Raw genomic sequence first — 12,608 nt, 5'->3', positions numbered from 1 at the left:
CAGGACAGGAGCCCCGATGACCCTCTCCACCGGGCAGATCACCGGTTCGAACTTCGCCTACCAGCACCTGCCGTTCGAACGGTTCCTGGACGACGCCGCCGCCCTCGGGCGGGAACGGCTGGAGCTGTGGGGGATCGCCCCGCACCTCCACATCCCGCAGCTGAGCGACGCCGAGGCCCGCGCCGTCCGGCGCCGCACCGACGCGCTCGGCCTGAAGGTCCACTGCCTCACCCCCGAGCAGGTGATGTATCCCGTCAACATCGCCTCCCCGGCGACCTGGCTGCGGGCCTCCAGCATCGCCATGTTCCGCCGCGCCGCCGAGGTGGCCGCGGAGCTGGGCGCCGAGCTGCTGCTCCTGACCCCGGGCCGGGGCCTGGAGAGCGAGCCGGTGCGTGACGCGTGGCAGCGCTCGGTGGACGCGGTCGGCGAGATCTCCGCCTACGCCGCCTCCCTCGGTGTGACCTGCGTGCTGGAGGCGCTGCAGCGGGTGGAGTCGAACCTCGTCAACGACTCCCGGACGCTCGCCCGGATGATCGACGAGGTGGGCGCGCCCAACCTCGGCGCCGTGCTCGACACCGTGGGCATGGCCGTCGCGGGCGAGAGCGTCGACGACTACTTCGACAACCTGGGCGACCGCGTCCGCCACGTGCACCTGATCGACGGCAGCCCGGCCGGGCACCTGGCGTGGGGCGACGGGGAGCTGCCGCTGGCCGACTACCTCGCCGCGCTGGACCGCCGGGGGTACCAGGGTCAGCTGACCTTCGAGCTCTTCGGCGACGGCACGTACGCCTTCGACCCTCGCCCGGTGGTGGAACGCTGCCTCACGGCCGTCCGGTCGGCCCTACCGGCGGCTCGGTAGTACCCCTTCTCCCCGGCCGCCGGGCGGTCGCGCCTTCACCGGCGACGAAATCGGGGAGAGCCATGAAGGCTTCGTGCGTCGCACCCTATTTCTCGCCTTTCATTTGTCGGCGAAAAACGAACAGCGCGATCACGCCCGGCCGTCCGCGCTTTCTGTGACCGGTCGACAAGGAAACTCCGTCCGATTGTCATCGTCGACGGAAGTACTTCTCGGGAGTGCCGTCAAGCGCCGGAACACGCTCACCAGGGACGAAAAACGACGGTGAAAACGCGCGTCCGAGTGCATTGACCGTCACTGTCGGACAGAGTTGATAATCAGGTAATGGATCGGGTGGCCACACGCCTCTGTTACGCGCCCGGCCCGTCGCGCTCTTTTCCCCCCGAAGGAGTTCCGATGATCCATTTCCGTCACCGTAGACTGGCGGCCTCTTCGGCGGTCCTCGCCCTCACCACCGGCCTCACCCTGTTCGCCGGCGGAACCGCCCACGCCGCCACGACCACCGTCACCTACTCCTGCCAGACGCCGATCCTCGGCACCCAGACCGGTGACGTCCAGGTCACCATCGACGTCCCGGCCACCGCCAACGTCGGCGACACCGTCACGATCGACGTCACCACCAGCCCGAGCCCGGTCACCCCGCCGATCACACTGGACGCCGGTTCGGTGACGGCCGCCGGCGACCTCGCCGTGTCCGGCGCGCAGAGCGGCACCGCGACGGTCACCAGCCGGCCGAACAGCCAGCCGCTCCCCGCCGGGCAGCCGGCCCAGCTCCCGCCCCTGACCGGCACGCTCACCCTGACCTCCCCCGGCCAGGTGAACCTCACGCCCGGCACGGTGACCGCCACGGCCGTGACGATCTTCGGCACGTTCACGATCCCCTGCAGTCCGGCCTCGGCGCCGGGTGTGGGCGCCTCCATCCAGGTGAGCTGACCCCTGGCCGACGAAGGCCCCCGGCCTCTCGCGGCCGGGGGCCTTCCGTCCGTACGGGGTCAGCGTGCCTTCGGGCCGGGACCGCCGTAGACCAGCCTCGGAGGCTTCCCGCCGAACATCTCGCTGATGGTGACGAACCGGTAGCCACGCTTGGAGAGGGTCTTGAGGACCCGCGGGATCGCCTTCACCGTCGTCGGGCGGATGTCGTGGAACAGGATCACGCTGCCGGGCCTGGCGTCCTTGAGGGCCGCCCGCGCCACCCGGGCGCTGTTGCGGTACCGCCAGTCCTCGGTGTCCACGTTCCACAACACCAGCGGGCGCGTCACCTGCCGCCGTACGGTGCGGTTCACGGCCCCGTACGGCGGCCGGACGATCGCCGGCACGACACCGGCCGCCTTCTCGATCGCCCGATCGGTGCGGCCGAGCTGCGAGCGGATGCGGGCGGCCGAGAGCCTGGTGAGGTCCGGGTGCGACCAGGTGTGGTCACCGATCTCGTGTCCGGCCTCGACGGTCCGCCGCACCACGTCCGGTCTGCCGGCGACGTTCCTCCCCACGAGGAAGAAGGTGGCGGGCGCCCGGTACGCGGCGAGCTCGCGCAGCAGCTTGTCGGTGTACGGGCCGGGGCCGTCGTCGAAGGTCAGCGCCACGCACTTGACCTTGTGGCAGTCGGGCGCCTCCTCCGCGACGGGAACGGTGGGCGTGGGCGAGGCGGCGGATGCCGACGGGACGGGGTGCGGTGGCCCCGGCCGGGGGTCGCGGCGCAGCACCTTCGGGTGTGCCCGCAGGCCGCGGTCCACGACCAGGGGCCGCGCGGCCTGGGCGGGGCCGTCCGCCGACGCCCGCGAGTACGCGGTGCCGCTCGTCCTGCTCGCGCCGCTCGTGCCGCAGCCTGCCAGCAGGGCCGCCGCCAGGGCGAGCACGCCCGCGACACGGGACCGCGTCGCCGTCCCTCGCCCCCACATACCGCTTCTCATCGAACCCCCCTCGCGCCGCCCCCCGCGGCGCACCTGATCTCGCCCGGACGCCACCCGCCGGCGAGGCGGGTGAAGAACCGGTCCCATCAGTTGGACAACCACCACAGGGACTTAGTTCGCGAGATAGGGCATTCGGTGTACATCGCTTGCGAAGCCGGGCGCCGGACTTCCCGCCGGACGCGCCCTCGGTTAGGTTTCCTGCACGGATGCGGTCGTCGTCCGGCCGCTTCCCCGTGACGGTCTGTGAGGACCTCGGCGAGAAGGGACATGGCGATGGGCGACAGGCACCCCGCGTTTGAGCGGCTCGACGTGCTCGTGGGCCGCTGGGCGGTCCGGCCGAAGGTTCCCGGCCTCGGAAGCGCGTGGATGGAGTTCACCTGGCAGGACGACGGCGCGTTCCTGCGGCAGGAGTCCGACATCGACTCGATACCGGACACGGCGCCCAAGGCATGGCGGGAGAACGCGCCGTTCCCGACCATCGCCCTCATCGGCCTGGACGACACCGGCGAGGAGTTCACGATGCTGTACGCCGACTCCCGCGGCGTCCACCGGGTCTACCGCATGACGTTCGCCCAGGGCGAGTGGCGGATGTGGCGGGAGGCCCCCGGCTTCAACCAGCGCTTCACCGGCACACTGAGCCCGGACGGCGACACCGTGGAGGCGCGCTGGGAGATGTCGGAGGACGGCGTGAACTGGACCCTCGACTTCGAGATCACCTACTCCCGCGATCACTCCGCCCGTTGAGGGGCCTCCCCAGGACCTCTCGGCCGATTGCCGCCGAAAGCCGCACGATCCCGCGACCACTTGACCGCCCGAGCCCCCCGAGGGAAGCGGAGGGTCGACAGGGACCGCCTCCGGCTTCCCTCGGCTATTTGCCGTGCGGGTCGGACGCGTTGAGCGTCTGGACGACCTGGTCGTAGTCACCGCGCGCCTCGCCGTAGCGCAGGAACTTCACGCGCTCCACCTGGATCTCCTTCACGTCGGGCCGCGCCTCGATCAGTGCGACGACCTCCGCGACGAACTCGTCGAGCGGCATCGCGAACTCGCTCTCCTCCTGGCCGGGCAGCAGCGCGGTGCGGACGGCCGGCGGCTCGAGCTCCATGATCTTCACGCTCGTGTCGGCGAGTTGCAGCCGGATCGACTCGCTGAGCATGTGGATCGCGGCCTTGGACGCGTTGTAACTCGGCGTGACCTTGAGCGGCGCGAACGCCAGCCCCGACGAGACGGTGACGATGGTCGCGTCCGGCTGCTTCCGCAGGTGCTCGATGAACGCGGCGATGAGGCGGATCGGGCCGAGCACGTTGGTCGTGATGACCGACTCGGCCGAGGCGAGGAACGACTCGGGCCTGTGCCAGTCCTCGACCTTCATGATGCCGGCCATCGTGACGAGGACGTTGAGGTCCGGGTGCTTGGCCAGCACCTCCTTCGCGGCGGATTCGATGCTCACCGGGTCGCTGGTGTCGATCTCCACGGTGTCGATGCCGGGATGCTCGGCGGCGATCCGCTCCAGCAGTTCGGCGCGCCGTCCACCGACGATCACGGTGTTCCCCTTGGCCTTCAGTTCGAGCGCGAGGGCGAGGCCGATGCCGCTGGTGGAGCCGGGGATGAAGACGGTGTTCCCTGAGATGTTCATGCGTCCAGCTTGCGCCGGTGGCCGCGGCGGGTGCAGAGAGCGCTTATCGGGGGATCGGCGATCCCTGGTTCGCGGTCCCGAGCGCCGGGGCACCCGGCGGATACTGAACGCATGGACCGCACAGCACTCGCCGACTTCCTGCGCCGCCGGCGCGAGGCGCTGCAGCCGAAGGACGTCGGGCTTCCCGCCGGTGCGCGCCGCCGGGCCCCCGGCCTCCGGCGCGAAGAGGTGGCGGCCCTCGCCGCGATGTCGGCCGACTACTACACCCGGCTCGAGCAGCAACGCGGCCCCCAGCCGAGCGAGCAGATGCTGGGGTCACTCGCCCGTGCGCTCCGGCTGACGAACGACGAACGCGACTACCTGTTCCAGATCGCCGGCCACAACCCCCCGGCGCCGGTGGCGGCCGCGACGCACGTCGCCCCCGCGCTGCTGCGGGTGCTCGACCGTTTGAGCGACACCCCCGCTCTCATCCTGTCCAACCTGGGCGAGACGCTGGTGCAGAACCGGATGGCCGACGCCCTGTTCGGCGACAAGTCCGGGTACACCGGCCTCGCCCGCAGCGAGATCTACCGCTGGTTCACCGACCCCTCCGAGCGGCTGCGCTACCCCGAGGACGACCGCGACAGGCAAAGCCGTGCCCAGGTCGCGAACCTGCGGGCCGCCTACGGCTCGATGGGCCCGCGCTCCCGGGCCGGCGAGCTCGTCCGGGCGTTGCAGAAGGCGAGCACGGAGTTCGCGGAGCTGTGGGACCGGCACGAGGTCGCGAAACGCTTCGAGGACCACAAGATTCTCATCCATCCCGAACTCGGCCCGATCGAGCTGGACTGCCAGGTGCTGTTCACCGAGGACCAGTCCCAGGCCCTCCTCGTGCTCACCGCTCCTCCCCGCACCGAGGGCCACGAGAAGCTGCAACTGCTCGCCGTCCTGGGCCAGGAGCGCTTCGCCACGCCCTGACGAGGCCGCGTCGGCCCTTGGGTGCCCCAGGCCAAGGCCGTAGGGGCGCTCGGAGCCGAACTCGCCTGCTCACCTTCCGCGGTGCGCACAGACGCCCGGGAGTTCGCACACCTTGACCGACATTTTCCGGGCCTTCCGCGACAGCTGCTTCCACCCGCTCCGGTCACCCAGCACCGCGCCGTCGTCCGCGCTGTAGATCATCAGAGCGGCGCCGCGGCGAGCGGCGAGGAACCAGTCGTATGAGCTCCACCCCGAATGCTCCTCGTAAGCCTGCTCCCGGACCCAGAGCGCCTCGTCGGCCAACCGCACGGCTCGGCCCACGTAGCGGTAGCTCCCGTTCGGGTCCCAGCCGGCGCGAGACCCCCGCCTGTGCTCGGCGCACTTGCGGACATCCGCCCGCAGCCGGGCCAGAGCCGTGGCGGCGGCCTTCGGGCTCTTGTAGATCACAAGCTGTTCGCTGGACTTCAGCGGCGCCGTGGCGTGGTAGGTGATGGTCCGCATCGCCACCCGCCCGTCCGAACCCGTGCCCCTGCGTCCGCAGGGATTGAGCTCCAACTTTTTGTCGATCTTGTCGCTGATCTTCCACCACTCTTCGCCGAGCTCCACCCCGCTCGACGGCGTGCGGGCATCATGCTCGGTGATCAGGAAGTTCTTCGGAATGGGCGAGACGGCGAGAAGCGCGGACATCGCGAGGCTAACGGCGATCATGACAGGTTCGACGCATGCGCCGTCGGCAAAGTTCGCGGTGGACCCGACCACCCCTCCCCGCAGCACATCGGCACCCTGGCCGCCGGCACCGGAAGCAGGTGGCTTCCCGTTCGGGCACTGGTCCGCTCCGGAGCGCGTGCGCGCCGATCGCCCTGCTTCTCAGCCGACGGTGAACGGATACCGAGAGGCCGAGAGGTCTTCGACAAGATCCTCCAGGGACAGGTCGGCGTTCAGCGTGGCGACCACCGCCTGTGTCAGCGGGCGCAGCGCATAGACATGCCGGACCGCGTCAAGGTCCACCGGGACCTCGTAGTAGTCCTCGGCGAACCGCTGGAACGCCTGCGGCGACGGATCGACGAGCAACGCGAACAGGCGCGCCGCTCCATCGGGGTCGCTCTCGCCGTCCGGATACTCGATCTCACCGACCCGCCACCGCCCATCGCCGCCCTCACGCCACAGGCAGGCCGTCACGACCGGCATGCCCGCCTCGTCGCGGAACGCGGGCTCTTCCAGGTACTGGCGGAAGACATCGGGGACCGAGTCGAGCACCCCCGGCCACGGCCCGTCGTTCCCGTACGGACTCATCACCGCCTCGTGATCGAAGCCGCGAACGAACGCGCCTCCGTCCGAGAAAACGATCGAGTATTCGTCTCCCGAGCCGTTCCGCATCGAGGCCATCTCCTCCGCCGGCCCCCAGTCGGCGTCGAAGGAGTGGTAACGACTCTCCCAGTCCGGACTCAGGACCGCCTCCAGCACCGCCATGGACCTGCACAGGTCGCGAAGCACCGGGACATCAGGCAGCATCCGGGCGACGTCGTGGGCGTTCATGATCTCTTTTCCATCGGACGCGGAGCCCCCTCGCCGGGATGGGCGAGGGGGGCAACGGGATTCCCCAGGCGCTCCGTGGATCAGTGGCTCGCCGCCACGCTGGGCTCGTCAGCCGGTTCCTCGATCTCGCCGGCGCTGCTCGCTCGGGCAGGTAGGAGCAGGGCGGTGACGACCACGGCCAAGGACAGCACCGCGCCGATGATGAAGGCCAGCCGCATGCCGTCGAGGTTGGCGAGCTTCTCCGCGACTCCCGCGGATCTCAGGGCCTCGGCTCGCGCGCTCATCACGGTGATCACGAGCGCGGTGCCGAAGGCCGCGGCGACCTGCTGCAGCGTGCTCAGGATCGAGCTGCCGTGGGAGTAGAGGTGCGGGGGAACCGCTCCGAGCCCGAGGGTGAACACCGGCGTGAAGGTCGCGGCCAGGCTCACCATCAGCAGCGCGTGCAGGCCGAGGAGCTGCCAGACCGGCATCGTCATGGTGACCTGTGTGAAGCCGGCGAGCGCGAGCATGATCCCGATCGCGCCGGGGATGACCAGAACCCGGCCGCCGAAGCGGTCGAACAGGCGGCCGACGGTCGGACCGAGCAACCCCATCGCGAGGCCGCCCGGCATCACGAGGAGTCCGGTCTCCAGGGGGCTGAGCGCGCGGACGTTCTGCAGGTACAGCGGCAGCAGGATCATCGAGCCGAGCATCGCCATGAAGGCCACCGACATCAGGATCAGCGAGACCGTGTAGGTGCGGTGGCGCAGGGTGCGCAGGTCCAACAACGGCGTGCCCCGCTTCTGCAAGGACAGCTGGCGGACGACGAAGACGGCGATGGCGACCAGGCCGGCCACCACGATCGCGCCGGCGACGCGGACGTCACCGCCCTCGAACCGGCTGAGCCCGTAGACCAGGCCGCCGAAGCCCGCGGCCGCGGTCACCACGCTCAACCAGTCGATGGTGCTGGCCTGGGGCTCTCCGACGTTCTTGAGCTGCCTCAGCCCGCCCCACGTGATCAGGGCGGCGATGGGGAGCACCACGGCGAACAGCAGCCGCCAGGACCCGAGTTGGAGGATCAACCCCGAGACCGTCGGGCCCATCGCGGGCGCGACCGAGATGGCCAGGCTGACGTTGCCCATCACGCGGCCCCGCTCCGCCTCGGGCACCACCTGCATCAGGGTGGTCATCAGCAGCGGCATCATCACCGCCGTCCCGGACGCCTGGACGATGCGGGCGCCCAGCAGCACCTCGAACGACGGCGCGACGGCGGCCAGCGCCGTGCCGAGCAGGAACAGACCCATCGCGGTGGTGTACGCGCGGCGGGTGGACACCCGCTGCAGGAACCATCCGGTGATCGGGATGACGGCGGCCATGGTCAGCATGAAGGCGGTCGAGAGCCACTGCGCGGTCTGCTCGGTGATGTGCAGCGCGCCCATCAGCCGCGGGATCGCATTGATCATGATCGTCTCGTTGAGGATGACCACGAACGTGGCGAGCACCAGCAACCGGATCACGGCCGGAGTGCGACGCGAGACGGCGGCCGCGGGTTTGGCGGGTGAGTCGAGCTGTGGGATGGGCACGGCACCTCGATCAGGGTTGTCGGACATGACGTTCGTGGCTGGCGTTCCAGCCGTGGGTCTCGCAAGAAGTTGTGGTCATGCAAAGTCTGTCCGGCACCACCGACAAAACTCGTCGTCCCCAGCCCAGCATCTCGGCAAATGGTACGAAATGTCACCCGATTTTCACCGGCAGCGGACAATCTCCCGGCCGCGCGGGACACCACCCGCATCACCCATGAGCTGGATGAACACCCCCACACCACACACTGAAGAGCCGGCCGCTCTGAAAGATCGGGCTGCGCCCCACCGGGACGGCGCGCGCTACCTCAGGCCGGGGTGAAGGGGTGCCGGAGACCAGCACCAGCTCGAGTCGGCCTCCCCGCGCCACATCTCGCAGGCGATCGCCCGAGCCCGTGGAAGGCCGCCGCACGGCCCCGCCGGATGATCCCCACCCGCCGAGCGGCGAAGAGGACATCGGCGGACATCTCAGCATAGCCCGCCCGATCAGCCTTCAACCCGCCGTCGGATCTTGCACCCTGGCGCCGGCACCTGGCACCGAGGCTCACCGCCCCCTGTGCTGTGGGATCGACCGTCTCGCCTGTACTGGGTCTCCGTGGCCTCCTTGCAGCGCCGGACAAGGCCAGTCGGCAGAAGCATCCGGGCTGGGGGTGGAGATAACTACAGGAAGCGCGGGGAGTCAACCGCAATGGCAGCGGCCGGGCGATCGGACAGCCTTTGGTGCATGGCAAACACGTCTTTCGCCACCGGTTGGCGAAAATACGCCTGGTTGGCGGCAGGTATAGCGCTCGGATTGTTCAGCGCGAACAGCGATTGGTCGGTTCCGATCGCGAGCTGGCTGTTCTCCATTGGCCTCATGCGGTTCACCCGAAGCTCCGGCGTACTCGCCGGCTTCGGGTACGTCGGCCTGTCGGCGACGGCGGTGACGGTTGTTTACGTCGCGGCCGCAGGCCGGCTCGGGGTCCTGCCGATCCTGCTCGGCTGCCTGATGCTGAACCTGATCCTCAGTGTTCCACTGCTGGTCGACCGACTGCTGTTCCAGCGACTGAACCCGTTCCTCGGCACGCTGGTCTTTCCAGCGGCTCGGGCGGCGGTCGAATTCCTGGTCGCGGCGATCAGCCCGCTCGGGACGATTTTCGGGCCATTGGCCGCGACGCAGTCGGCGAACCTGCCGTTGTTGCAACTGGTGTCCGTCACCGGCATTTACGGGATCAGCTTTCTGATGGCCTGGGCCGCGCCGGTCGTCAACCTCGCACTGGAACGCAGGCCGAGCCGGCCGTCGATCCGGGCCGTCACGCCGGCCTACGTCTCGGTGCTCGTTCTCGTCCTCATCGGCGGTGGCCTGCGGATCGCCATGGCGCCGACGGCGCCGAGCCTGGTACGCGTCGCCGGCATCAGCGCGTCACTCACCGCCGAGAAGCGCATGCGAGAGATCGACAACTTCCACACACCGCAGGTCCTGCCCGAGCAGAAGCCGGTGCTGCGTAAGGCGTTCGCGGTGCTCAACGACGATCTGTTCGCCCACAGCCGGATCGAGGCCGACGGTGGTGCGAAGATCGTCGCGTGGCCGGAGGCCGCCGCCGTCGTGCTCGACGAGGACTTCCCCGATTTCCTGCGGAAGGCCCAAGACCTGGCCAAAGAGAAGCGGATCTATCTCGACATGGGGATAGCCGTCATCCTCGACGGGCAGCCGCGCTCACGCGACATCGCCGTACTCGTGGCTCCGGACGGCCAGGTGCTCTCGACCTTCGACAAGGCGCATCCGGTGCCCGGCATGGAGAGTCTGCGACCAGGTGATGGTGTCGCGCCGGTGTCCAGGACGCCGTTCGGGAGGCTGTCCAACGTCATCTGCTTCGACGCCGATTTCCCCAGCACGCTGCGCACCCGGGCCGACATCATGTTCGTCCCCGCCAACGACTGGAAGGGCATCGAGCACATGCACTCGGCGAACGCGGTGTTCCGTGCCGTCGAGAACGGCTACAGCCTCGTCCGGCAGACCAGCAACGGCATCGCGATCACCGTCGACGCCTACGGTGTGGACCTCGCCAGGACGAACTACTTCAGCACCCCACAACAGAGCATGGTCGTGTCCGTACCGACGCGGGGCACCTGGACGGTCTACGGCGTGGTCGGCGATTTGTTCGCCTGGCTCTGCGTCGCGAGCGTCGTCGGCCTGACGATATTGCCGCTGTTCCGGCGGACAGGGCATCGGGGCTGGTCATGAGACGTCCGGACGAGAATGCGATGATGCCCCCGGTACGGAACGGGGAGACATGGATGAAGGCGAGACTCGCGACGCCGGTTCGCGCGCTGGCCATGATCTGCCTGTCGGTCGCCGGTCTCGGCGCGGCCGCCCTGGTCGTGATCAGCGCGGCACTGATGGTGGTCGGCGTCGGGCGGTACGTGTTGCCGCCGGCGGTCTCGCTGCTGCGGAAGGTCGCGGACGCGGCCCGGCGGCTGGCCGGTCAGCTGGGCGTGGACATCGAACGTCCCTACGGTCCGCAAACGGGCGCGGTCGCGCTGCTGAAGGCGCCGGCGACCTGGCGGGACGTGCTCTGGGCCGTCCTCGACCCGATCATCGGCACGTGGGCGGCAGCGTTGGCGCTCGGCATGCCGATCTACGGGTTGTACGGCCTGGCGCAGCCGCTCGTGTGGCAGGCCAACGCACGGGCCGGCGGCAGCAACTCCTACGGCGTCATCCATGTGACCTCGACGGCCGGCGCGCTGGCCGCCGTCCCGGCCGGGCTCGCGTTGATCGCGCTCGGCCTGTACATCGGGCCGAAGGTGCTGCGGTTGCGCGCCGGTTGGACACGCGCGCTGCTCGGGCCGTCCCGGACGACCGAATTGGAACACCGGGTCGACACGCTGGTGCGGACGCGCGCGGACAGCGTCGACGCACAGGCCGCGGAACTGCGCCGCATCGAACGTGACCTGCATGACGGGGCCCAGGCACGACTGGTCGCCCTCGGCTTGGGGCTCGGCAACGCCGAGCGGCTGTTCGACGAGGATCCGGAGGCGGCCCGCGAACTGGTGATCGCGGCGCGGCAGGCGTCGTCGAAGGCATTGGACGAGCTGCGCGACCTGGTACGGGGCGTGCATCCGCCGGTCCTCGCCGACCGGGGCCTCGCCGACGCGATCCGCGCCTTGGCGCTGGACGCCCTGCTCGATGTCGAAGTGTCGTCCGATCTGCCCGGACGGCCGACCCCGCCGGTCGAATCGGCCGTCTACTTCGCCGTCAACGAACTGCTCGCCAACACGAGCAAACACGCGGGCACGGCGACCGTCAGCGTCACACTCCACTACCGGAACGGCGTGCTGAGCTGCGACGTCATCGATGACGGCGCCGGTGGCGCCGATCCGTTCAACGGCACCGGGCTCCGTGGCGTCCAAAGCAGGCTGGCCGTCTTCGACGGGAAGATCGCCGTCCACAGCCCGCCCGGTGGCCCTACTCGCGTCCACCTGGAGGTGCCGTGCGCGATCAGGTCCGAGTAGTCGTCGCCGAGGACATGTTCCTCATCAGAGACGTGCTGGTCCGCATGCTCACCGAACACGGGTTCACGGTCGTGGCCGCCGTCGACAACGGCCCGTCACTGCTCAGGGCGTTGACCGAGGAGCAGCCCGACCTGGCGGTCGTCGACGTGCGGCTACCTCCGTCGTTCACCGACGAAGGCTTGCAGGCCGCGATCCAGATGCGCCGCCGGCGGCCCGGCTTTCCCGTGCTGGTGCTGTCACAGTACGTTGAGCAGCTCTACGCCCGTGAACTGCTCGCCGACGGCGCCGGGGCGGTCGGCTACCTCCTGAAGGACAGGGTCTCCAACACCGAACAGTTCATCAACGCGGTCGCATCGGTGGCCGGCGGCGGCACGGCCATGGATCCGCAGGTCGTCGCCAAACTGCTCGCCCGAGGGGACGCGCGCGGCCGTACGGCCGAGCTGAGCCCCCGCGAACGCGAGGTGTTGAGCCTGATCGCCGCCGGGCGCTCCAACGTCGCCATAGCCCATCAGCTGGCGATCTCCGCCAGCGCGGTCACCAAACACATCGCGAGCATCTTCGGCAAGCTCCACCTGCCGGAATCCGAGGATGACAACCGCCGCGTCCTGGCGGTGCTCGCCTATCTCCACCGCTGACCGGCCGGAGTCGCGATGTCCGGGCGACGCCGCCAC

At 69.6% G+C, this 12,608-nt stretch carries 12 protein-coding genes; 7 read left to right on the top strand and 5 right to left on the bottom strand.

The annotated features are described in order from the left end of the window. Positions 1-16 precede the first annotated feature (16 nt). Entirely contained in the window at positions 17-859 is an 843-nt protein-coding gene (locus KIK05_RS24665) for a sugar phosphate isomerase/epimerase family protein (protein ID WP_214413193.1), read from the top strand. A 393-nt stretch (positions 860-1,252) separates the two neighbouring features. Then, positions 1,253-1,789 carry a hypothetical protein gene (locus tag KIK05_RS24660; protein WP_214413192.1) on the top strand — a complete coding sequence of 179 codons (537 nt, stop codon included), beginning with the start codon at positions 1,253-1,255 and terminating at the stop codon, positions 1,787-1,789. A gap of 59 nt (positions 1,790-1,848) precedes the next feature. On the opposite strand, the gene KIK05_RS24655 is transcribed toward KIK05_RS24660, so the two are convergent. After that, positions 1,849-2,763, bottom strand: a complete 915-nt coding sequence (locus KIK05_RS24655; RefSeq protein WP_250563376.1) for a polysaccharide deacetylase family protein — start codon at positions 2,761-2,763, stop codon at positions 1,849-1,851. A gap of 273 nt (positions 2,764-3,036) precedes the next feature. Between KIK05_RS24655 and KIK05_RS24650 the strand changes: the two genes are divergently transcribed. Then, positions 3,037-3,507 (top strand): hypothetical protein, encoded by a 471-nt coding sequence (locus KIK05_RS24650; protein ID WP_214413191.1) that lies wholly within the window; start codon positions 3,037-3,039, stop codon positions 3,505-3,507. A gap of 124 nt (positions 3,508-3,631) precedes the next feature. Here KIK05_RS24650 and KIK05_RS24645 read toward each other — a convergent pair whose 3' ends face one another. Further along, complete coding sequence (locus KIK05_RS24645) at positions 3,632-4,396, bottom strand: SDR family oxidoreductase (protein ID WP_214413190.1); 765 nt, start codon at positions 4,394-4,396, stop codon at positions 3,632-3,634. A 111-nt stretch (positions 4,397-4,507) separates the two neighbouring features. Here KIK05_RS24645 and KIK05_RS24640 point away from each other — a divergent pair, with 111 nt between their 5' ends. Continuing rightward, positions 4,508-5,350, top strand: coding sequence for a helix-turn-helix transcriptional regulator (locus KIK05_RS24640; protein ID WP_214413189.1), 843 nt, complete (start codon positions 4,508-4,510; stop codon positions 5,348-5,350). 69 nt (positions 5,351-5,419) lie between these two features. On the opposite strand, the gene KIK05_RS24635 is transcribed toward KIK05_RS24640, so the two are convergent. The 3 genes from KIK05_RS24635 to KIK05_RS24625 form a co-directional block, all read right to left on the bottom strand. Then, positions 5,420-6,109 (bottom strand): hypothetical protein, encoded by a 690-nt coding sequence (locus tag KIK05_RS24635; protein ID WP_214413188.1) that lies wholly within the window; start codon positions 6,107-6,109, stop codon positions 5,420-5,422. A 108-nt stretch (positions 6,110-6,217) separates the two neighbouring features. Further along, complete coding sequence (locus tag KIK05_RS24630) at positions 6,218-6,886, bottom strand: hypothetical protein (protein WP_214413187.1); 669 nt, start codon at positions 6,884-6,886, stop codon at positions 6,218-6,220. Between the two features lie 80 nt (positions 6,887-6,966). Then, entirely contained in the window at positions 6,967-8,448 is a 1,482-nt protein-coding gene (locus KIK05_RS24625) for an MDR family MFS transporter (RefSeq protein WP_308250095.1), read from the bottom strand. A 685-nt stretch (positions 8,449-9,133) separates the two neighbouring features. On the opposite strand from KIK05_RS24625, the gene KIK05_RS24620 reads away from it, so the two are divergent. From KIK05_RS24620 to KIK05_RS24610, 3 genes are read left to right on the top strand one after another with little or no spacing between them, the layout of a single operon-like run. Continuing rightward, positions 9,134-10,669 carry a nitrilase-related carbon-nitrogen hydrolase gene (locus tag KIK05_RS24620; RefSeq protein WP_214413186.1) on the top strand — a complete coding sequence of 512 codons (1,536 nt, stop codon included), beginning with the start codon at positions 9,134-9,136 and terminating at the stop codon, positions 10,667-10,669. 53 nt (positions 10,670-10,722) lie between these two features. Continuing rightward, positions 10,723-11,937, top strand: a complete 1,215-nt coding sequence (locus KIK05_RS24615) for a sensor histidine kinase (RefSeq protein WP_214413185.1) — start codon at positions 10,723-10,725, stop codon at positions 11,935-11,937. A 14-nt stretch (positions 11,938-11,951) separates the two neighbouring features. Beyond that, positions 11,952-12,572 (top strand): response regulator, encoded by a 621-nt coding sequence (locus KIK05_RS24610; protein ID WP_214413365.1) that lies wholly within the window; start codon positions 11,952-11,954, stop codon positions 12,570-12,572. Positions 12,573-12,608: the final 36 nt, after the last annotated feature.

Source organism: Sphaerisporangium fuscum (assembly GCF_018531465.1).
GTDB lineage: Bacteria > Actinomycetota > Actinomycetes > Streptosporangiales > Streptosporangiaceae > Sphaerisporangium > Sphaerisporangium fuscum.
Note: the sequence above shows the minus strand (reverse complement) of the source record. Positions and strands in the feature narration are given on the sequence as shown.